17 protein-coding genes are annotated in these 21,598 nt (G+C 48.8%); 10 read left to right on the forward strand and 7 right to left on the reverse strand.

Annotation, left to right across the window (positions count from 1 at the left end):
• Positions 1-31 precede the first annotated feature (31 nt).
• The 4 genes from G8759_RS27810 (at position 32) to G8759_RS27825 (ending at position 4,177) form a co-directional block, all read left to right on the forward strand.
• Positions 32-577 carry a tudor domain-containing protein gene (locus G8759_RS27810; RefSeq protein WP_167215815.1) on the forward strand — a complete coding sequence of 182 codons (546 nt, stop codon included), beginning with the start codon at positions 32-34 and terminating at the stop codon, positions 575-577.
• Positions 578-1,063: 486 nt separating this feature from the next.
• Entirely contained in the window at positions 1,064-2,131 is a 1,068-nt protein-coding gene (locus G8759_RS27815; protein WP_167215817.1) for a cobalamin-independent methionine synthase II family protein, read from the forward strand.
• 228 nt (positions 2,132-2,359) lie between these two features.
• Positions 2,360-2,938: a carboxymuconolactone decarboxylase family protein gene (locus tag G8759_RS27820; protein WP_167215819.1), complete on the forward strand. Its 579-nt coding sequence runs from the start codon at positions 2,360-2,362 to the stop codon at positions 2,936-2,938.
• Between the two features lie 9 nt (positions 2,939-2,947).
• Positions 2,948-4,177 (forward strand): DUF3179 domain-containing (seleno)protein, encoded by a 1,230-nt coding sequence (locus G8759_RS27825; RefSeq protein WP_167215821.1) that lies wholly within the window; start codon positions 2,948-2,950, stop codon positions 4,175-4,177.
• Between the two features lie 151 nt (positions 4,178-4,328).
• Here the strand turns inward: G8759_RS27825 and G8759_RS27830 are convergent, their stop codons facing one another.
• A complete protein-coding gene (locus G8759_RS27830; RefSeq protein ID WP_167215823.1) occupies positions 4,329-4,592 on the reverse strand; it encodes a hypothetical protein in 264 nt (87 codons plus the stop codon).
• Between the two features lie 341 nt (positions 4,593-4,933).
• Between G8759_RS27830 and G8759_RS27835 the strand changes: the two genes are divergently transcribed.
• Both G8759_RS27835 and G8759_RS27840 read left to right on the forward strand, forming a co-directional pair.
• Positions 4,934-5,095: a hypothetical protein gene (locus tag G8759_RS27835; protein ID WP_167215825.1), complete on the forward strand. Its 162-nt coding sequence runs from the start codon at positions 4,934-4,936 to the stop codon at positions 5,093-5,095.
• 48 nt (positions 5,096-5,143) lie between these two features.
• Positions 5,144-7,039, forward strand: a complete 1,896-nt coding sequence (locus G8759_RS27840; RefSeq protein ID WP_167215827.1) for a YgiQ family radical SAM protein — start codon at positions 5,144-5,146, stop codon at positions 7,037-7,039.
• A 121-nt stretch (positions 7,040-7,160) separates the two neighbouring features.
• Here G8759_RS27840 and G8759_RS27845 read toward each other — a convergent pair whose 3' ends face one another.
• From G8759_RS27845 to G8759_RS27855, 3 genes are all read right to left on the reverse strand, one after another.
• Entirely contained in the window at positions 7,161-7,733 is a 573-nt protein-coding gene (locus G8759_RS27845) for a DUF2911 domain-containing protein (RefSeq protein ID WP_167215829.1), read from the reverse strand.
• A 170-nt stretch (positions 7,734-7,903) separates the two neighbouring features.
• On the reverse strand, positions 7,904-9,742 hold the full coding sequence (gene glmS / locus G8759_RS27850; RefSeq protein WP_167215831.1) for a glutamine--fructose-6-phosphate transaminase (isomerizing): 1,839 nt from the start codon (positions 9,740-9,742) through the stop codon (positions 7,904-7,906).
• Between the two features lie 252 nt (positions 9,743-9,994).
• Positions 9,995-10,801, reverse strand: coding sequence for a glycogen/starch synthase (locus G8759_RS27855; RefSeq protein WP_167215833.1), 807 nt, complete (start codon positions 10,799-10,801; stop codon positions 9,995-9,997).
• A gap of 137 nt (positions 10,802-10,938) precedes the next feature.
• On the opposite strand from G8759_RS27855, the gene panC reads away from it, so the two are divergent.
• Entirely contained in the window at positions 10,939-11,778 is an 840-nt protein-coding gene (gene panC, locus G8759_RS27860) for a pantoate--beta-alanine ligase (protein ID WP_167215835.1), read from the forward strand.
• A 129-nt stretch (positions 11,779-11,907) separates the two neighbouring features.
• On the opposite strand, the gene G8759_RS27865 is transcribed toward panC, so the two are convergent.
• Both G8759_RS27865 and G8759_RS27870 read right to left on the reverse strand, forming a co-directional pair.
• Entirely contained in the window at positions 11,908-16,740 is a 4,833-nt protein-coding gene (locus tag G8759_RS27865; RefSeq protein WP_167215837.1) for a putative Ig domain-containing protein, read from the reverse strand.
• 380 nt (positions 16,741-17,120) lie between these two features.
• Positions 17,121-17,804, reverse strand: coding sequence for a M15 family metallopeptidase (locus G8759_RS27870; protein ID WP_167215839.1), 684 nt, complete (start codon positions 17,802-17,804; stop codon positions 17,121-17,123).
• A gap of 129 nt (positions 17,805-17,933) precedes the next feature.
• On the opposite strand from G8759_RS27870, the gene G8759_RS27875 reads away from it, so the two are divergent.
• Together G8759_RS27875 and G8759_RS27880 are read left to right on the forward strand one after the other, a co-directional pair.
• Entirely contained in the window at positions 17,934-19,169 is a 1,236-nt protein-coding gene (locus tag G8759_RS27875) for a nucleoside recognition domain-containing protein (protein WP_167215841.1), read from the forward strand.
• A 60-nt stretch (positions 19,170-19,229) separates the two neighbouring features.
• Positions 19,230-19,406, forward strand: a complete 177-nt coding sequence (locus tag G8759_RS27880; protein ID WP_167215844.1) for a hypothetical protein — start codon at positions 19,230-19,232, stop codon at positions 19,404-19,406.
• On the opposite strand, the gene G8759_RS27885 is transcribed toward G8759_RS27880, so the two are convergent.
• Entirely contained in the window at positions 19,403-20,065 is a 663-nt protein-coding gene (locus tag G8759_RS27885; RefSeq protein ID WP_167215846.1) for a DUF1345 domain-containing protein, read from the reverse strand. The two genes, G8759_RS27880 and G8759_RS27885, sit on opposite strands and share 4 nt — an antisense overlap.
• A gap of 203 nt (positions 20,066-20,268) precedes the next feature.
• Between G8759_RS27885 and G8759_RS27890 the strand changes: the two genes are divergently transcribed.
• Entirely contained in the window at positions 20,269-21,519 is a 1,251-nt protein-coding gene (locus tag G8759_RS27890; RefSeq protein WP_167215848.1) for an MFS transporter, read from the forward strand.
• Positions 21,520-21,598: the final 79 nt, after the last annotated feature.

The raw sequence follows: 21,598 nt of genomic DNA on the forward strand, positions 1-21,598 counted from the left end.
TACATTTGAGTCATTATCTTCTCTACCAACCGTGAAACGTGTTGTCGGCTTAGGTCTGTTCCTGCTTTTACTTTACCACACACTGGGATACGTGCTCGTATTTATCAGTGTCCAGTGGCAGGAACAGCATGACCTGTCCAAACAGTTGGTTGTGTACCGGTCTGTCGACAGCATCGTTGAATTCCAGATTCCCCTGAAGGATAAACTGAACGGGACAAACCTGATCGACGCAACGACGAATGGTTTTGGTTACCGGGGCCGCTACTACGATGTGGTAAGCCTGCAAATTCAGGGAGACACTTTGCTCATTGCTGGTCTGGAAACAAACAAACGATCGTTTTGGCAAAGCGATCTGCTAACGTTTTTACACGATCACCTCACCAATTCAGATGCGGCCAATCGTAAAGCCAGCCAATGGCTCAAGTTTCTGCTAAAAGAATATTCCATTACCTCCCAAATTGTTCTTCATTTCCCGGATTACGGCTGGCGCGAAGCGGTGGAGATACCCGATCAGTCCTTCATTATTCCATTGCGCTCCTTACCGGTTCACTCGCCCCCTCCAGAAACAGCTAGCTAGCGGTTGGTTCTTCTCGTTTACTCTGGCTTATGGTGATACATTAATCGTATAGCTTATGCTTTACATTTCAGCCCGCCGATCTTTTTTTTCGGTCTGGTTGAACAGCGCCATAATTTTCAGCATAATCACTTTGATGGACGAAAACGCTGAATAGGCGCAAGCAATAGTTGCCTGCTCATGCGGCACTGGTTCACCGTTGTTTTAGTACTAAAGCGCAAGCCAAACGAGCATCAACACGCCCCATTCGACGACAAACAATCAGCTGATGTTGATTGACCTGAATTCTTGTGTTTATATTCCACGGAACCAGAGTCTGCCAGCCTGCTTTGTCGAATCTTTATTGCCTTAAGGAGCGCTTCTGCCGATTACCATTGGCGGATCGAAACGCGACCGTGGTGATCTATCTTAACCGGTTTGACTGGAAATCCCACTGATACAGGTGCTTAGTCAAACAGGCTTTCATAATTTCTAAATTCCTGTAAAGCGATGACAATATCAACGGAACCAATTGGCAGTATTCCACGGCCCTTATACCTGCAACAGGCTATGGCTGCTTTTGCAAATGGGCAAATTAAAGCAAACGAATTAGAGAAATTAGTTGCAAGGGCAACGCAGGAAACCATTCAGGAACTCGAAAAAACGGGCTCTCCCGTAATTTCAGACGGTGAACAGGCCAAGCCGAGTTTTGTTACCTACCCGCTTGAAGGCTTATCGAGTCTGGCACCCGATGGTGTAATTATTCCGTTTGCCGATGGGCATACCCGGCAATTGCCCAAACTAACGGCTGGCCCGTTTCACTACACGGCCTTTGCCAATTCATATCTTCGGAAAGCACAGCAATATTCGGCTCTCCCCATAAAGCAAGCCGTCATCTCTTGTTCGGCCATTAGCTTATTGTATCCACAGGAAGGAATTGAGGGCTATTCACGGGAGCAATTTTTAGCCGATCTTGTCGACGATGCCGAAGCCGATATCAGAACCTGTTTGAACAATGGAGCTTATAAAGTGCAAATTGATTTTACAGAAGCACGGCTCGCCCTCAAATTAGATCCTGGCAAACAGGTACTGGCGGCTTTTATTGATCTGAACAATCAGGTTCTTAATCGATTTACCGCCGACGAAAAAAAGAAGATTGGAGTCCACTCCTGCCCCGGTGGTGATCACGATTCGACCCACAGCGCCGACATTAGCTATAGCGATTTATTGCCTTTTCTGTTTCAACTGGAAGCCGATAGCTTTTATCTGGAATATGCAGCCGAGACCAATAAGAAGGCAGTACTCGAATCCATAAAGGAGAACCTGAAACCCAATCAGCAGGTCTTTCTGGGCGTTACCAACGTGCTTGACCCACGGGTAGAAACAGCCGAAGAAATCAGAGATTTAATCGTTGAGGCCGCAGCCATTATTCCAATTGAGCAGCTTGGCACTACTGACGATTGCGGGTTTTCGCCTTTTGGAGACGATACATCGACAGCCCGAGACATTGCATTCGCAAAAATTCGTGCCCGTATCGATGGGACCAAACTAGCAGAAAATGCACTGGCATCCTCCTAGACAGCACAAAAGCCAATTGGCTTCATAGGTGAGCCTTACAGAATCCCACTTTTTATGAAATAGCTAATTTGGGGTATGCTCTTTTTAATGAATTACAACCCGATTTAACTCCGGGCTACACTGGAAAAGCCGTTTCGGCGGCTTATTAACGATTTTATCATAGGTTAGGTACATATACCCCGGCTGCGTTGCGGCCGGGGACATATTGTAAACATTGAACTCATCAATATGGCACACATTCAATTACCCGAAGGACTGCCCGGCATTCGCGGGCCAATGGCTTTTAGCCCTGAAACGGCTCATCCACTCAATGGTTTAGCCAACGCGTTGCTTCGTCCCGATGATCCGGCAGGATTGAGCTGGGGAGAACGAGAACTCATTGCCACCTACGTGTCGTCCCTGAATGATTGTTTTTTCTGTCAGACCATCCACGGGGCTGTGGCCAGTCATCACCTTGGCGATGACGACTGGAGTTTGATCAAGGCCGTAAAATCCGATTACCAGCAAACATCCATCAGCAGCAAACTAAAAGCCTTACTGGCCATTGCAGCCAGTGTTCAGCAGGGCGGCAAACACGTTACGGCCGAACAGGTTGAAGCGGCCCGCATTGAGGGAGCCACCGACAAAAACATTCATGATACGGTGCTGATCGCGGCAGCTTTTTGTATGTTCAACCGGTATGTCGATGGTCTGGCGACCTGGGCACCCGACGCGCCGGATCTGTATCGTTATCGGGCCAAACGAATCGTGGAAGGCGGCTACGTTTCGGGCGATGCCTATATGCCACCTGCCGAATTAACTACCTGATTTCTATCTATGAAGCGCTCTTTTCTATTTTTTCTGCTCCCGGTTTTACTGCTTATTGCGGTTGAGGTCCTGAGTGTCTATTTCATCATGCCGTTTCCGGGTAGTCAACTTGGGCTCGCGATGGACGGTACAGAGCAGGCATCCCTCGCGCGGGTTGAATTGGCCTACTGGCTTCATAACAACATCATCTGGCTGCGGGCAGTTGGGCTTCTGTTATTAGCCTACCCGGCGTTTTGGCTCCTAACCAGACCTCATCGGGCCTGGCACCGCTACATTGGAGTTGGGCTACTGGTAATTTACGGGGTGGTGCTGTATATGGTCAACAGGGAGATGATGGCTGACCAAATGTTTAAGCAACCCACAACGAAGCGGGTGGTTCCGATGAGTCAGAATAAAATTCCGCTTCAGAAACTCGTGCTGGGTTTCGAATCGGTTGGTCAGGCTACGGCGTACCCGTTGCAGCTAATTGGCTATCATCACCAGGTACGCGACACAGTAGGTAACCAGCCCGTTATGATAACTTATTGCACAGTTTGTCGCACGGGTCGGGTATTTAGTCCGATGGTACAGGGGCAAGCCGATGAATTCCGGTTAGTCGGCATGGACCATTTCAATGCGATGTTCGAAGACAAGCGGACTGGAACCTGGTGGCGACAAGCCACTGGAGAAGCCGTAGTGGGTCCTTTACGAGGACAAACGATGCTCGAACTAGCTGCCCGCCAGATGACACTTGGCGAGTGGGCTGCCGAACACCCTAACACGCGCGTGTTACAGGCCGATCCGGCTTTTGCCGACGAATTCAAGAGTATGAGGACTTACGATCGTGGTCTGTCGAAGGGGAAGCTCACCCGACGCGATTCGGGCTCCTGGCAACCAAAATCATGGGTAATTGGTGTCGAGCGGGCTGGTTTTACCCAGGCCTACGACTGGAACCAGCTCCAAACAAATCGTATCCTTAGCGACGTGGTGGGTGGTGAGCCGTTATTACTAGCGATGGCCCCCGATAGCGTATCGTTTGGCGCCTGGAGTCGACGCGTAGGTGTGCAAACGCTTAACTTCCAGTTCGCCAACAAACGGCTCACTGATCTTGAAACGCATTCCGTCTGGACATGGCGCGGTCATTGTATAGCTGGTCCGTTGACGGGTCGGCGACTCATTCCGATTCCGAAAGCGTATCAGGAGTTCTGGCACTCCTGGCGTAGCTTCCACCCCGATACCAAACAGTATGATGAATCATAGACCAAAGTTACTCTCGTCATGGCAGCCTAACAAAGCACTTTAAACGGATACGCCAATGAAAACAAATCGATGGAAGCTGGCTGCTGAGCACAGGAAAGGCTGACACCTGTGCGGTTTCAGCCTTTCCCAAAGAGTTACTATGGTGCGTAATTTATGCTTCGCCAGCTATCTTTTTTAACAGACTGAGCATAGTTTCCTGATTAGCGATGATTGCGTCCAGGCTTGCCTGGTTCTTAACAATAGTTTCCTGGTTATTCAGGATAGCATCCTGGTTTTTGATAATCGTGTTTTGGTTGTTCAGGAGGGAATCCTGGTTTTTCACAATCGTATCCTGATTGTCCAAAATCATGTTCTGGTTATCCAGAATCATTCCCTGATTGTTCAGGACGGCATCATTACTTTCAGCGTTTTGCATAATAAATGGTGTTTGTTTCTACTAAATTAATTGACGGAATTGTAACCTAACAATAATAGATCAGGAAGACTTCGCTTAACGGATTCAAACGGCTTGGCAGTATTATAAACCAAAAGGTTTGTACCCATAACTTCGAACAGTGTAGTTTGTTATAATCGACACTGTACTTGATTGTTGATCATCTTTGCGCAAGTCAGTTGTTGCTTTTGTTGTGTGCCATTACGCCAGGGTCAGCCGATTTAAATGTAGCATTATTAGCCACGAACGCGGTGCCAATTTGCCGGACGCTACCACCAATTGCCCTAACGTCAGCCACTCGGAAACCTTAAGAACAATTATTTTTGAAAGCCAGAATATTCAGAACGCTGGATATTCTGGCTTTTTCGCAAAAAACCATTCGTAGTTCGCTCGTTGTCATTATTACTGACCAGATACAGGTAACCGTCTGGTTATCGGCAATCTCTTTAGTCGTCTCTTTTGCAGAATTCGTTATCGTTCATTGAATTATTTCGTAAATTCGATGTTTTTTACGCAGACAATCTTATTTACTCATGATTGAAAGACCCCTTACAGACTGGTTGCCTCTGACGATGAAAGAAGTCGAGAAAAGAGGCTGGGACGAAGTTGACATCATACTGGTGTCGGGCGATGCCTACGTAGACCACCCAGCTTTTGGAACCGCTGTGATTGGCCGAATCATGGAAAGCGAAGGGTTTCGCGTAGCTATTATCGCCCAACCCAACTGGAAAGACGATCTGCGCGATTTTAAGAAATTTGGCAAGCCGAAATATTTTTTTGGCGTCACAGCGGGTTGCATGGACTCGATGGTCAATCACTATACGGCCAACAAACGCCTGCGCTCCAATGACTCCTATACGCCCGGCGGTGAAGCAGGATTCCGCCCCGACTACGCCACGATTGTTTATACCAAAATTCTGAAAGAACTCTACCCGGATGTGCCGGTGCTACTGGGCGGCATCGAGGCTTCGTTGCGCCGGGTAACGCATTATGACTATTGGCAGGACAGATTGATGCCCTCCATTCTGGTGGATGCGGGTGCCGACATGCTGGTATATGGTATGGGCGAGCAACCCCTCCGCGAAATCCTGAAACTGGCGCAGAAAGGTGTACCATTTTCGTCGATGCGAAACATCAATCAGGTGGCGTTTATGCACGATGCCAGCACCGAACTGCGCGAGTATAATAACTGGAATTCGGTCGAATTGGCCAGCCATGAGGAATGTCTGAAGGATAAAATTAAATATGCGGCCAACTTCAAGATTGTTGAGGTTGAATCGAATAAGTGGCAGGCCAACCGGATTATCCAAAAAGTGGACGATCAGCTATTGGTCATTAATCCACCCTTCAAGACGATGGACGAGGCCGAGATCGACAAGTCATTCGATTTGCCATACACCCGAATGCCTCATCCGAAATACAAAAAGCGAGGACCAATTCCAGCCTACGACATGATTAAATTCTCGGTCAATATGCACCGGGGCTGTTTTGGCGGTTGCAGTTTCTGCACTATTTCGGCCCATCAGGGCAAGTTCGTTGCATCCCGAAGTGAAAAGTCGGTGCTGAAAGAAGTCGATGAAATCACGAAACACCCTGAATTCAAGGGTTATATCTCGGATTTGGGTGGCCCATCGGCCAACATGTACAAAATGAAAGGCAAAGACGAATCGATATGCGCCCGTTGCCAAAGCCCAAGCTGTATTCACCCGGTCATTTGCTCGAACCTCGATACGTCGCACAAACCCATGACCGAATTATACCGCAAGGTCGATGCCAATCCAAACATCAAAAAGGCGTTTGTTGGCTCAGGGGTGCGCTATGATCTGCTCGTCGACGATTTCAACAAAAACAACGCCGACGGAAATCACGACGAATACATGGAGCAACTGGTTACGCGCCACGTATCAGGCCGGTTGAAGGTCGCTCCCGAACACACATCCGACGATACGCTGCGGGTTATGCGAAAGCCGTCGTTCAAATATTTCAAGTTGTTTAAGCAGAAGTACGACAAGATTCAGGAGAAGCATAATCTTAAGCAACCGCTCATTCCATACTTCATTTCGTCGCACCCCGGCTGCGAGGAGCAGGACATGGCCAATCTGGCGGCAGAAACGAAAGATCTGGGTTTCGAACTCGAGCAGGTGCAGGACTTTACGCCTACGCCCATGACAGTGGCCGAAGTCATCTACTATTCCGGTGTTCATCCTTATACGCTGAAGCCAGTCAAAACAGCCAAAACGCGGGAAGAAAAACAGGCACAGAACAACTTTTTCTTCTGGTATAAACCTGAATACAAAAACTGGATTCGAAATCGTCTGAACAAGCTCAATCGTCCCGATTTAGTCGAGCGGCTGTTGGGTAGTCCAAAGAATGAAAATACGGGTAAGCCTGCGTTTCCGGGCAAGTATTCAGGCAAGAAAAAACGATAGAAGCGTTTTTCGTCGATAGGATTTCATTGAAAAGGCGTCTGCCGTTGCGGTTTCAAACTACAACGACAGACGCCTTTTCGACTCATGAACCCTGGCCGACTCGAACGGGTCGGTAAAACCATTATAACGAAATGGGGACCGCTACGGCTGTCGTATCCCAACCCAAATACATAATGGCATTTTTATCATCTTTCTTGGCAAACTGAATCGAGAAGTTTTCGAGTGCATTGTCGATTTTCTGTACAGGCACATTAACGCGGGCTACATCCAACGCTTCGTTGTAGCTGTAGGCACCCCATTGATCAAGATCGGAACTGAGAATGATCGTCCACTCTTTTTCATTTGGAATGGTGAGCAATGCGTAATTACCAGCGGGAATTTTCTTCCCTCCAATGGTAACATCCTGATAAAACTTAATTTCGGGCGCTTCATTGGCGCCTGCCCGCCAGACTTTACCGTAAGGGACTAATTTGCCGAAAATTTCACGATTATTTTTGGCAGGCCGTGTGTAGGTAACCCGAACCATCGCCTTATCAGTACCAATTTTGGCGGGTGCAAATTTGCGATCATGGGCGTAGTCATCGGGATAATAGGCCATATCCATCGGCGATTTGTCGAGCCCTCTGAAGGTTTGGGCCGTTGCCGCAACAAGCGTAAAACACAGTAATCCGAAAAGTAAAACTATTTTTTTCATGTATTTACAAAAAGGGAACAGTGAACTCTTTAAAAATTATACGCTTTATTTTCAACACGTTTGTCCCGAATCGTACGACCGTGCCACGGTTTTGATGATAAACACTGTAAACATGGAACGGTCGTACGATTCGGAGCGAAACTCCAACTTTTCAACTTACAATTGCTTACTTATTCTACCGTTACTGACTTCGCCAGATTACGTGGCTGGTCGACGTTGCGCCCACGCATGACCGCAATGTCGTAAGCAAGTAGTTGCAAAGGAACCACCGATACCAGAGGCATCAGCATCTCGTGCACCTTTGGTATTTCGATGGTAAAATCGACCATACCCGGCAGATGTGTATCGCCCTCGGTCGTGATTGCAATGACGCGGCCTTTGCGAGCCTTTACTTCCTGAATATTCGAAACAACTTTCTCGTAGGAGCTATCTTTTGTGGCAATCACTACCACGGGCATATCCTCGTCGATAAGCGCGATTGGACCGTGTTTCATCTCCGCTGCCGGATACCCTTCAGCATGGATATAGCTGATTTCTTTCAATTTCAGCGCACCTTCCAGCGCAACCGGAAAGTTCAGGCCCCGGCCGAGGTAAATAAAATTTCGGGCGTAGGTGAAGATGTAAGCAATCTCTTTAATCTTATCGGCAGCCTGCAGTACCCGCTCAACTTTGGCCGGAATACTTTCCAATTCGGCCAATAACTGCCGAAACAGCGAGTCGGAGATCGTTCCTTTACGTTTAGCAGCGGCCAGGGCCATCAGTGTCAATACTGTTACCTGCGCCGTAAACGCCTTCGTGCTGGCAACGCCAATTTCTGGTCCTGCGTGGGTATAAGCACCTGCGTCTGTTGCCCGTGCAATCGATGAACCAACAACATTACAGACCCCGAAAATGGTTGCCCCTTTCGATTTAGCCAGTTCGATAGCAGCCAGCGTATCGGCCGTTTCGCCCGATTGCGAGATGGCAATCACGATATCGCCTTCTTTGATGATCGGATTCCGATAGCGAAACTCCGACGCATATTCGACTTCAACCGGAATCCGGGCCAGTTCTTCAAAAATATACTCAGCTACCAAACCCGCGTGCCAGGATGTACCACAACCGATGATCACGATCCGCTTCGACTTGGCCAGTTTATCCAGATAATCGCGAAGTCCCCCAAGTTGCAGCATCCCTTCGTCGGCCTGAACCCGGCCCCGCATGGAGTCGGCAATAGAGCGCGGCTGTTCGAAGATTTCCTTGAGCATGAAATGGTCAAATCCGCCCTTTTCGATGGCTTCCAGTTCCAGTTCCACCTTGTGGACGTAAGGCGTTGTCGTCGCATTATCGAGCGTTACAACGGTCAATTCACCGTTTTTGACAACTGCGATTTCATAGTCGTTAAGGTAAATGACGTCTTTGGTATATTCTACGATCGGCGTTGCATCCGACGCCAGGAAATATTCGCCCTCTCCCACGCCGATCACCAGCGGAGATCCTTTACGGGCCGCGATGAGCTGAGTAGGATCAGCCTCGTTCATGATGACAATGGCATAAGCGCCAACAACTTCCTGTAAAGCCAGCCGTACGGCATCTTCCAGCGTGCCGCCATTATTTTCCCAGATATCTTCAATAAACTGCCCTAAGACTTCGGTATCGGTTTCGCTGGTGAACGTATGCCCTTTTTTAAGCAAGGCTTGCTTAATAGCTGCATAGTTTTCGATAATACCGTTGTGAATAATCGCCAGTTTTCGATGGAAGGAGTAATGCGGGTGAGCGTTTATATCGTTTGGTTCGCCGTGAGTAGCCCAACGGGTGTGGCCCATTCCAATTGTCGAGTGAACGTCTTTACCGGCCAATTCCTGCTCTAGGGCCACTACTTTCCCCTTTTTCTTGTATACCCGCAGGCCATCTCCATTCATCAGGGCAACGCCCGCACTGTCGTAGCCTCGGTATTCGAGTCGCTTCAGCCCTTTGATCACTAATGGACACGCTTCACGGTGCCCAACGTATGCCACAATGCCGCACATAGTTCGGTTCTGTTTACGATTTTGGTATTATCCCTTTTTAGGACTTCTATTTGATAGGTTGCCACGGCTACTAGTTCCGCCCAATAGACCGATGGCACTACGCCAAATGAAAGACTTATTTCTATCGGTGAGCAATGACTTAGGGCAAAGTAACGCCAAAAGCCGGAATGTCCGGCTTTTGAGTTCATGAGTTTTATCAACTTATCGAGTCATTTAACACGTTTTTGCGCATTAAATGAAGCGGTTTTAGATTTAGCCTGCCAGTTGTGTATACAGATTGTAATACCGTTCTGTTACATCTTCGTCTTCAGTAGCGTCGAACTTGTGTTCAGGCAGATCATTCAGAATGGCATTCAGACTCTCGCTTGTTTCTTCCTCAGCCCGAACAACGGCGTCGGCATAAGCACAACCGATCCGAATAAACCCTTGAAAATCGGCGGTTTTCAGTTCAGCCAACATGGAATCATCGATATCCATCATGCGGGCTTTTTCGATAATGTCGCCCTCAAAACGGTGATCGAACGAGTTATTATAGACCGTAAAAACCGACTTTGTGTCCTTAAACATCGGATCGTTCTTATAGGTCGTTTTCAGGTAAAGAGGAATCAGGGCGGTCATCCAGTCGTTACAGTGAACGATATCGGGTGCCCAACCGAGTTTCTTCACTGTCTCCAGAACCCCTTTACAGAAGAAAATGGCCCGCTCGTCGTTATCGTCATAGAATCGATTTTCTTTATCGTGGAAGACATACTTACGTTGAAAATAGTCTTCGTTATCAATAAAATAAACCTGTAATTTGGCCGTTGGAATTGACGCAACTTTAATAATCAACGGTTTTTCTTCATCACCAACGGCGATGTTGATCCCCGATAGCCGCACAACTTCGTGCAACCGATTTTTGCGTTCATTAATAAGCCCGAAGCGTGGCACTAAAATTCGGATCTCCATTCCTCGCTCCTGCATAGCCTGTGGCAATTTGCGGACGAAATCGGCAACGTCGGACGTTTTCAGGAAAGGATTGATTTCACTGGCCACGTAAAGGATGCGTAATTTGCTCATAAAAACGGGCGGGGTGTGTTGTTAAGACTCTCAAAAAACTTGCAAAATTATACAATTTTTTCCCGTATTTCAATACATTTTATCCAAAAAAGATACCAATCCCGTATCATTGCAGCCGAAAAAACTTGCCGACTGTTATGATTCGCTTCGATACCATTGTCGACCTTCGCCGACATCTTTCTACGCTCCGCTCATCGCACAAAATCGGTCTTGTGCCCACGATGGGTGCCTTACATGAAGGTCACATCAGGCTTGTTGAAAATGCCAAACATGAAAATGGTCTGGTTGTCAGCACCATCTTCGTCAATCCGGTTCAGTTTACAAATGCCGACGACCTGGCCCGCTACCCGCGTACGCTGGAAACCGACACTCAAAAGCTGGAAGCTGCTGGCTGCGATATCGTTTTCACGCCTTCGGTCGACGAAATTTATCCGGAGTCGCCCACAATGCGCTTAAATTTTGGTGATCTGGAAACGCTGATGGAGGGCGCATTCCGGCCGGGTCATTTCAACGGCGTTGGCATTATTGTGGGAAAGCTGTTTAATATTATTCAACCCGATCGGGCTTATTTTGGCCAGAAAGATCTGCAACAGGTAGCCGTTGTCCGGCGCCTGATCCATGATCTGAGCTTTCCCATTGAGCTGATTCGATGTCCAACCATTCGCGAAGCCGACGGTCTGGCTATGTCTTCCAGAAACCGAAACCTTTCTTCCGACGAGCGCGAACAGGCTCCGGCCCTATTTCAGGCGCTTACCCTCGCCCACGACTTACTGACAGAAGGCCAGAGCCCAGCCCAGGCGAAAGCTGCCGTGACGGGCTTTTTCAGTGGTAATCCTAATTTTCGACTGGAATACGTTGAGGTTGTCAACGCGGATACCATGCAACCCGTTGGCGAAGTATTGGCCCCAGGCCAGACAGCGATCTGTCTGGCGGCTCACCTGGGGAGAGTTCGATTAATCGACAATCTGGTGTTTTAAGTATGTAGATTAAGAAACCGACTGATTCGGGATAAATTGGCTTAGCTACTCCAATCTTTAGCTTGTAAACAGAAAGAAGGGCCACCAAGATGAGTGGCCCTTCTTTTATTTATTCGTCTTCTGGTAAGCTTACTGCTTAACTAGTTTCACCACCTGCTTCTGCGTTGGGCTCGTTACCTGTAAGAAATAAACCCCTGTCGACCGGCCTAACGATAGTGTAGTCCGCTCAATAGTAGAAGCCTGCTCAATGGTCGTCACATTTACACTACGTCCCCGGCTGTCAAGCGTTTGCAGGTGTAGTTTCTGCCCAGCCGCTCCGCGAATCTCAACCTCTACGGATTCGTTTGCCACAGGGTTGCCCAATATTTGCACAGACAAGGCTTCTCCTGACTCGTTAACGCCAATTCGAGTGCCCGAGTTACAGGCCGACAGCCAGTTATAGCTAAACGTCGATACTACGCCCAACTGCTCGGCCTTCAGGGTGATCGTCGAGTTATCCGTATATAACCGCAACGTGTAAGGGCCAGGATTCGTGGTGGGAATCCGTTCGTTGACTACTGAAAAAGTAATCGGATCGCCGGTTACTCCGCTATACACCGGAGTGAACGTCACATTCTTCTCACTAGCCGAGATCGTCTCACAATTGATCGTGTTGACACTCGTAATGGCGAAACCGGGTGTGCCTCCTCCTGCCGGACTCACTGTCAACTGGAAGCTGGTGCTGGCCGACAGGCTACCCGGATCGGTAGCTGTTACCGTCACGGTAAAGGGCGACCCCACACTCGTCGAAGGTGTACCCGAGATGGTAGCCGGAGCCGTGAAGTTCAAGCCGGCAGGCAGGCCACTCACACCCAGCGTTAAGCTGCCCGGTGTTTCGGCATCGGTGAAGGTATTTCCTGGGATCACCAGACTAAAGCCTGTACCCACCGTGGCCGATTGAGGAGCAATCGCATTGGCTACCGTCGGTGCCGTGTTGGCAGGTGGCGTCGTGCCACAAGCTGCCAGCCAGTTGTAGCTGAAGCTGGCCTGAGTGCCATCCTGAACCGCTTTCAGAGTGATCACCGGATTGTCGGTGTACAAGCGCAGCGTGTAAGGCCCTGCATCAGTGGTTTCAGCCCGTTCGTTGACTACCGAGAAGGTAATCGGTGAACCACTGGCGCCACTGTAGACCGGATTGAAGGTCACATTGCGCTCACCAGCCGAGAGGGTAACACAGTTGATGGACGTCACCGATGCGATGGTAAAGCTGCCCGGTGTACCTCCTCCTGCCGGATTGACCGTCAGCAGGAAACTGGTGCTGGCCGACAGACTACCCGGATCGGTAGCTGTTACCGTCACGGTAAAGGGCGACCCCACACTGGTCGAAGGTGTACCTGAGATGGTAGCCGGAGCCGTGAAGTTCAAGCCGGCAGGCAGGCCACTCACACCCAGCGTTAAGCTGGCTGGTGTTTCGGCATCGGTAAAGGTATTGCCTGGAATCACGAATGTAAAACCAGTGCCTACTGTGGCCGATTGAGGAGCAATCGCATTGGCTACCGTCGGTGCCGTGTTGGCAGGTGGCGTCGTGCCACAGGCCGCCAGCCAGTTGTAGTTGAAGCTAGCCTGAGTGCCATCCTGAACCGCTTTCAGGGTGATCACCGGATTGTCGGTGTACAAGCGCAGCGTGTAAGGCCCTGCATCAGTGGTTTCAGCCCGTTCGTTGACCACCGAGAAGGCAATCGGTGAACCGCTGGCACCGCTGTAGACCGGATTGAAGGTCACATTCCGTTCACCCGCCGAGAGAGTAACACAGTTGATGGACGTCACCGATGCGATGGTAAAGCTGCCCGGCGTGCCTCCTCCTGCCGGATTGACCGTCAGCTGGAAGCTGGTGCTGGCCGACAGACTACCCGGATCGGTAGCCGTTACGATAACGGTGAAGGGTGAACCCACACTCGTCGAAGGCGTGCCCGAAATGGTAGCCGGAGCCGTGAAGCTTAACCCAGCAGGCAGGCCACTCACACCCAGCGTTAAGCTGGCTGGTGTTTCGGCATCGGTAAAGGTATTGCCTGGAATCACGAATGTAAAACCAGTGCCTACTGTGGCCGATTGAGGAGCAATCGCATTGGCTACCGACGGTGCCGTGTTGGGAGCAAACAACTTGGTCAGATCGAAACGAGCCCCAATCGGATTGTGATCGGATGTTGTATTCCCGTAGTTTGGAATACTGAACGGCTGAATAACATAGGTCGAATTATCGATATAGCCAGCACTAAGATCGTTCGAAACAATCATGTGATCGATAAAGCTAGCTGACGAATTAAAGGTCGAGCAATTCTGCTGTTCGAGTGGCTTCGTTATAACGTTATAATTCGTTCCATCTGTTACGAAATTGTTGAACGACGAAACCGGTGAGCTTGTATAGATCGATGTCGTTGCCTTGTCGTTATAATCCCCCAAAATTACGACGTTCGCGTTCGGGTATTGATTATCAAGCAGGGTCTTCAAATCGGTGAAATCCTGCTTCCGACGGTTGAAATCATCGGCTGCATCTCCTGATTTAGCGTGAAGCGCAACAACGTGCACTCGGCGTGTTGTACCGTTGATCGTTACATCACCCACAAACATAAACGGCAGACGTCCCGATGACCAGCCATTACCGCTTGGGTATGTATAGAGCGGTGACGACTCAAATAGCAAAGCCTTTGTTTCAGCCAGTACTGGTGTTACTGTGGCCTTGTTATAAATTACGCAGACTTTCTGGGCATATTTTGTCGGGCCGAAAACTGTGGGAGGATTTCCGGTAGGCGTTTGTGTACATTCATCCTGAAAATAATACGAAAACTTATCCGAACATACGTAGCTATAGCTGCCAGGTATTGCGGCAACGGCTGCCTTAAACCGATCGATGTCGCTGATCTCTTCAGTTGCAATGATATCGGCATTCAGTTTACTAAGGACTGTTACCGCGTTCGATTGCTGCAGATCCTCGTTGGTTGGCCCCATATCATTATAATTCAGGTTACCATTGGGGCAAATGATCGTACCACCATCTGCACCAAAGAATTCCATATTCCAGGCGGCAATATCCAGCGTCTGGTCACGGGACAAGGTAGTCGATTCCGTTCCTCCACACTGTGCATCCTGTGCAGCTGTACTACCCGGAATATCAGCCAAAATACGTGGCTGAAACTGAAGCCCATTTGTACCGGGCGTTGTCGCTCCTGATGCGAAACGATCGGAAATACCCGTTACGCTGACAGGGTTACTAGGACGTCCTGCTCCAGCTAATGGCGAATTGGCACTAATCCGTAATACCCCCGACTGTCCGCCTGCAGTTATCGTATAGCTTGCGCCACCGGCAAACGTTGGCCCGGAACCGCTAATATCAGCATTCGCAATGGACACAAGTCGTCCCTGATAATTGGCCAGTTGATCGGGTGTAATGGCAATAGGCGTCGGCATAACCGTGCCAGCTCCTGAAACAATGGTGAAACTGGTAGCAGCAGGCGAGGTTATTTCGGTAAAGCCATTAAAGACACTGATCGGGCCACGCGCCAGAACCGAATCACCCAATTGTACCTGTGTAGTCAGATCAGTACCGGAAGGACCGCTATACACGACGATACCACCCGTTGCGTCCTGAATGTAAATCTGGCGGGCACCGAGTTGGTTCGTAACCGTTACCCGACCCTGAATCGTATAGGTTTGGCCGATGTTAGCCCGTGCAATCGAGATGGGTGTAAATGGGCTGTTGGAGTTGACGGTTCCATTCACCGACACTGTAGCGGTAAGGCTGCCCGATACATTCGTAATTGTACCCGTTACCAGGCCGGCCGAAGTAGCCGTCAGTCGGGCATAAACCACCGGTGAGGCCGTAGCGGCCGGAATTAACACCGACGCGCCAAACCCACTTCCCGATGTTGTGCTCACTTCAACCCCCGACGGAGCCGTAACCGTAATATCGTTCGTGAGATTAGCCGTTGTCAGTGTATAAGACTGTTCAGCCGATGGCGTGCCCTGTGTAGTCGAAAATCCTGTTAATGTAGTCGGAGCCGCCGTTAATATTGGCGCACTGGGCGCATTGACCTGACCGCTAACCGATACAGAAGCCGTTAGTGTTCCGGCATACGTATTGGTAATTGTACCACTAAATGCGCCCGTCGCAGCAGTGTTAGCTATCCGGGCATAAACTACCTGAGATACACTCCCCGATGAAGGCGAAATGGATAAGGTAGGGCCAAACGAAGAATTATCGGTACTTAATTCAATACCGGTGGTCGCAGAAACAGACACTGGAGACGATTCCAATGTACTTCCTGTCAGTGTATACGTTTGCGATGATGAAGCGATGCCTTGTGTGGCAGCATATCCTGTTAATGAAGTTGGTGTAGTCGATAAGGTGGCTACAGGTGTTGAGCTACTCGTCACATCACCCCAGGCTGTACCCACCCGAATGTAATCGACGCGTAAATTAGCCGCGCTTCCTGCTGCTCCCTGCCGGAGAGCAATGCTACCGACATTCGATACATCACCTGCTGTTGATGATGTTGTAGCCGTTACTGTAGGTTCAGGTTGATTTAGAACTGGCTCTATAAATAAACCCGCAATATCATTAGCCGTACCAGCAACTATGGTGTATTTGAGGACAAGAAAATACGTCGTATTGAGCGCATAAACAGTCGGACTATATACGGGACCAGCTGCGTCTGTCGCTTTAGAAATACCAAACTGCATTCCTCCTGTTGTACTTTTAACCCAGACCCTACCGCCAAAAACAGACCCGATTGAAGTCGCCCCAAAATGCAGAAAGTAATCTCCCGACGACTGGGCAGACGAAACATTAACGAGGAAAGACGCGTAGACCGAACCCGTGGTTTGCTGAGTAAACGTTCGGTTAATATCTTCTCCCGATGTTGTTAAAGTAGCAGCTCCTCCCGTTGTCGCTAAACCCGTGTAGGTTAAGCTTGGCGAAGTAGCCATAATAGAATTTGTACCACCCGCATTGTGAGCAGACCACCCTTGCGAGGTTAGGGAATAAGGTAGTGTTGTAGCACTAAAATCCTCTGTCAATAGTTGAGCCCTCGCCCCTTGGGCAAAGAGCAAAACCATAAGCCACAGCCATAGCTGGCTTACTTTACGTAAACATCGAAACATCATATAAATTGGATTAGTAAAACTGAGGTAAATTTAGTCTAAACCCAGCTCTTTGGTTTTATCTGATCATTAAATAATGGGTTCACACGATCAATTTAACCTCCTCTTTATAGTGATCGCATCAGCCAGTTAACTAAATAAATATAAACATAAACTTGTAGTAAATTTATCATAAGTAAATAAATGTTAAATAATTGATTACTAGATTAGTTCACAATTCGAAATGCCATTTTTGCCTTCTCACGCGATAGTGCATTGAAATGCCACCACTCGAATTCAATCGAACTAAATCCACCCTGTCGCATGGCCGTCCGAAGGATCTGGCGGTTATCTATCTGCTTCTGGGTCAATTTGCCCGCTTTTAGTAATTCGTCTTCTCGGGACGGATAGGCCAGTTCACCGAAAAAATCGTATTTCGTACCCATATCGAGTGGCTTACCATCTTGAGTAGCAACGGTTAAATCGACGGCACATCCGTAGTTATGAATGGAACCCTTTCGTGGATCAGCCACGTATTTCTGACGTTCGTTTTCGGGCATATCAGGCAATGCATTCCAGAGATTCCACTGGGCTGTACGGGGCCGGGCAGCATCATAAACCAGTAACCGTAAATCGGGATGATGTTCCTGAAGATACTTACTGGCGCTGGCGAGTTTTTTAGCGGCCATGGGTTGCATATACGCCCGCGTGAGGTCACCATATACGTCTTTGCCGACAAAGTTGTCGGTCGTTGAGTATTTAAGCTCAACCAGAATGGATGGGTCTATTTTTTGCACATCAACCAGGCCTTGTTTTACCATTGCCTGTTCGAAACTCTGCGCAAAGAGCGACAGAGCGAATGTATGAACGAGTGAAAAAGTAACTGCAAAAATTGGAATGTGTATCTTCATCGACTTACGTTGCGTCAAAATTGGTTTATGCCAAACGATCCAGTAAACTTACAGCATTTCTAACCAAGCTATAAAGAATGAATAAACGAAGGTAATTCGCTCGTTCACTCTTTCGCTCATTAACAACGCATGGCTCTTAACTACATTTGGGTTGCTTTCTTTGTCATTGCTTTTCTGGTTGCCCTAGCCAAACTGATTTTCCTGGGCGATACCGAAATTTTTAAAATCATTGTAGAGGGACTCTTCGATTCGTCGAAAGTAGCCGTTATGGATATTGCACTGCCCTTGGCGGGGGTTATGACCTTTTTCCTTGGTCTGCTCAACATCGGCGAAAAAGCGGGAGCCATTAATTTTATGGCCCGAATCATTGGCCCTTTTTTCCATAAACTGTTCCCGGAAGTTCCCAAAGATCACCCGGCAAACGGCCAGATGATCATGAACTTCTCGGCGAATATGATTGGCCTCGACAATGCCGCTACGCCATTCGGCCTCAAAGCAATGGCTAGTTTGCAGGAGCTGAACCCGAGTAAAGACACAGCCTCCAACGCCCAGATTATGTTTCTGGTATTACACACATCTGGCCTACAGATCATTCCACTCAGTGTCATGGCGCAACGGGCCATTCTGGGCGCTACAGATCCATCGGACGTGTTTATTCCCTGTGTCATTGGCACCTATGTAACCACAGTTGTTGCGTTGGTAGCCGTTGCCATTAAGCAGCGGATAAACCTCATCAATGCAACTGTGCTGGGCTGGCTGGGTGGCGTTACAGCGGTGATTGGGGGAGCCTTATGGCTGTTGGCCGGCCGACCCAAAGAAGAAATCGAAACCTTTTCGAAGGTGTTTGGCAACGTCGTTCTGATGACCCTCATTGTTTCGTTTCTTCTCGGGGCCATCTGGAAAAAGGTTCCCATTTTTGAGACGTTCATTGAAGGAGCGAAAGGCGGGTTTGAAACGACGGTAAAGATCATTCCCTATCTGGTGGGAATGCTGGTAGCTATTGGTGCCTTCCGAAACGCCGGAGCCATGGACTATCTGGTTGGTGGTCTGAAATACCTGTTTGCGTTAACGGGCATGAATACCGACTTTACCGATGCGCTCCCCGTGGCACTGATGAAACCCCTGAGTGGCGCCGGCGCAAGGGCTTTGATGATCGATGCCATGAAACAATTTGGGCCGGATTCTTTCGTCGGTCGACTGGTTTGCATCTTTCAGGGGTCGGCCGATACCACTTTTTACATCGTAGCCCTGTATTTTGGCTCGGTGGGCATCCGTAATTCACGCCATGCCATACCCTACGGATTATTTGCCGATTTAGTTGGCGTTATCGCAGGTATTGCACTAGGATATTTCTTTTTTCACTGAGCAAAAACACCTTTGACGGTGTTATACCATTAGCAAAACCAGCTCAACAGATTAATCTACATGAATATTACGCAAGTCCGCGAACATCTTCATCGACTGATCGACGAAGTAGACGACATTTATGTACTCAATGGCCTGTATCGCACGCTGCTCTCCGACAAACGACAACGTGAAGATTACGAGAAAGAACAGGCTCGGTCTGACGAAAAAAAACAGACTCGGGGACGCTCTCATTAAAGCTTCCCGGAAAGGCCCCCAACCGTTAGCGCAATGATGATCGTATTGAACAGAAACGACAGCACCCCATGCGCTAAAGCCACTCGGCGTATGCGTTTCGAACTGATGGCTACGTCAGATACCTGACTTGTCATACCGATGATGAATGCGAAGTAGGCAAAATCCAGATAATCTGGTTCTGGATCACTGGGAAATTCCAGCCCACCGGGCCGTTTCTTCTGGTTTGGATCATTGCCATAAAACAGGTGAGCATATCGGATCGTAAACAGTGTATGAACGAGCGTCCAGGAACTCGCTACAGCCAGAATGGCCAGTATAATGCTCTGTGACCGGTTATCATCGCTTATGGAATCCAGTAAAACAATAACAGCAAATAAGCTGGCGATAGCGGCCACAAGCACAAAAATCAGGATCATGACCCGGCTGGAATCTTCAAGGCGGGAAAGCTGAGGTAATTCGCGGGGGTGCGCGTTAAAAATAGTCAGCCACATCAGAAACAGCATCGTTAGCGCAAAAACCACCCAAATAATGGTTGTACAAGCTGCGCCACTGACTACATCTGTCATCCAGAAGTAGGCGAACAGGGCAGCTATCGAAGCAATGATCAACCGATGGCTGAGATCAAAACGAGTGATTTTAAGTAATAAACTGGATAGCATATCCTCGATTGATTGAAGCGAAAAAAACTCCCTGGCTATACGTCAGGAAAACGGGGAGTTTATGTAAAATTTTTTGCCGCAAGCCACTGCCCTGGCGAACTGTAGGACGGCTTTCAACAAAAGTCCCACTATTTTGTAAACATATCATTCCGCTACCTCAATAAGAAATTCCGCAGGGTTCCGATTCGTCGTACTTTCGCGTCATGTTTCAGCATACGCTTCGGCTTTACAGAAATGCTTATCAGGGCCTGACACCATCGGTATGGCTGTTGGCAGGAGTCATGCTGATCAACCGTTGTGGCACAATGGTTCTGCCTTTTCTGACGCTTTATCTTACCCAGTCGTTACATTATTCGGTCACAGAAGCGGGCATTGTGATGGCCGTTTATGGGATGGGGGCCTTTGTTGGCACGTTTATCGGCGGTCGGCTAACCGACCGGTTCGGGTTTTATTATGTCCAGCTGTTCAGCCTGCTCTTCGGCGGAGCTTTTCTGCTGCTACTTCAGTTTGTTACAGGCTTCTACCTACTCTGTAGTAGCGTCTTTACCTTTACACTTCTCGGCGACTCATTCAGGCCAGCTAATCAGGCTGCCATAGCCCACTATTCTGATCCGGATACCCGCACGCGAGCGTTCTCGCTCAACCGGCTAGCCGTCAATCTTGGCTGGGCCGTTGGTGGCGCAGTGGGTGGTTGGCTGGCCGGAATTAATTACAGCCTTCTTTTCTGGGCCGACGGCCTGACCTGCCTGGTAGCAGGCTTCGTTCTCTGGCTGTACTTGCCTGTTCCAGAAACATCTTTAGTCGCGAAGGCTAACCATGTTATTATCAACGATGTACCAGCGAAGACATGTTCTTCGGCATCACCCTACCGTGATACATTATTCATTGCATTCGTGCTGTGTGCGGCCTTATATCTGACCGTATTCATGCAGTTGTTCTCCATTGTCCCGTTATTTTTCAAGCGAGTGCTCCTGATGACGGAAAGTACAATCGGGCTGATGATGGCACTAAACGGCGTGTTTATCGTCGTAATTGAAATGGCCTTGGTCTATGAACTTGAGCAACGTAAACTATCGAAAATTAACCTGATCATAACGGGCGTTATTCTGACGGCGGTCTCCTATCTATCCCTGGCTGTAACTGGCTGGGCAGGGTTATCAGGAATAGCTATCGCGCTGGTTTTTATCATATTCGCTACGATCAGCGAAATGCTGGTGATGCCTTTCATTCAATCATTCACCGTACAACGATCCAATCCAGCTACACGAGGGCAATACCTGGCTTTGTACTCGATGGGGGGTGCACTGGCCCAGACCACAGCTCCAGCCTTTGGCTCACAGATGGTCGCTCATTTCGGTTTTTCTGTACATTGGCTAACCATTACGCTACTAAGTTTAGTAGGAGCATGCGGTTTCTGGTTACTTCGACAACGTTTAGAAACAAGGGAGCCATAGAACTGCTCCGTTGAGAAAGACTGACCGGTTACTGATTCGCTTGTGTTTTCTGATCGATTTTATACTTTTCAATAACAAA

The organism is Spirosoma aureum (genome assembly GCF_011604685.1).
Taxonomy (GTDB): Bacteria; Bacteroidota; Bacteroidia; order Cytophagales; family Spirosomataceae; genus Spirosoma; species Spirosoma aureum.

Bases quoted from the DNA above. Each gene is read 5' to 3' on its own strand.
- G8759_RS27890 (WP_167215848.1), top strand. From the start codon at position 20,269: ATGTTTCAGCATACGCTTCGGCTTTACAGAAATGCTTATCAGGGCCTG.
- G8759_RS27830 (WP_167215823.1), bottom strand. From the start codon at position 4,592: ATGCAAAACGCTGAAAGTAATGATGCCGTCCTGAACAATCAGGGAATG.
- G8759_RS27820 (WP_167215819.1), top strand. From the start codon at position 2,360: ATGGCACACATTCAATTACCCGAAGGACTGCCCGGCATTCGCGGGCCA.
- G8759_RS27825 (WP_167215821.1), top strand. From the start codon at position 2,948: ATGAAGCGCTCTTTTCTATTTTTTCTGCTCCCGGTTTTACTGCTTATT.
- G8759_RS27845 (WP_167215829.1), bottom strand. From the start codon at position 7,733: ATGAAAAAAATAGTTTTACTTTTCGGATTACTGTGTTTTACGCTTGTT.
- G8759_RS27840 (WP_167215827.1), top strand. From the start codon at position 5,144: ATGATTGAAAGACCCCTTACAGACTGGTTGCCTCTGACGATGAAAGAA.
- G8759_RS27870 (WP_167215839.1), bottom strand. From the start codon at position 17,804: ATGAAGATACACATTCCAATTTTTGCAGTTACTTTTTCACTCGTTCAT.
- glmS (WP_167215831.1), bottom strand. From the start codon at position 9,742: ATGTGCGGCATTGTGGCATACGTTGGGCACCGTGAAGCGTGTCCATTA.
- G8759_RS27865 (WP_167215837.1), bottom strand. From the start codon at position 16,740: ATGGCTACTTCGCCAAGCTTAACCTACACGGGTTTAGCGACAACGGGA.
- G8759_RS27880 (WP_167215844.1), top strand. From the start codon at position 19,230: ATGAATATTACGCAAGTCCGCGAACATCTTCATCGACTGATCGACGAA.
- panC (WP_167215835.1), top strand. From the start codon at position 10,939: ATGATTCGCTTCGATACCATTGTCGACCTTCGCCGACATCTTTCTACG.
- G8759_RS27885 (WP_167215846.1), bottom strand. From the start codon at position 20,065: ATGCTATCCAGTTTATTACTTAAAATCACTCGTTTTGATCTCAGCCAT.
- G8759_RS27875 (WP_167215841.1), top strand. From the start codon at position 17,934: ATGGCTCTTAACTACATTTGGGTTGCTTTCTTTGTCATTGCTTTTCTG.
- G8759_RS27855 (WP_167215833.1), bottom strand. From the start codon at position 10,801: ATGAGCAAATTACGCATCCTTTACGTGGCCAGTGAAATCAATCCTTTC.
- G8759_RS27815 (WP_167215817.1), top strand. From the start codon at position 1,064: ATGACAATATCAACGGAACCAATTGGCAGTATTCCACGGCCCTTATAC.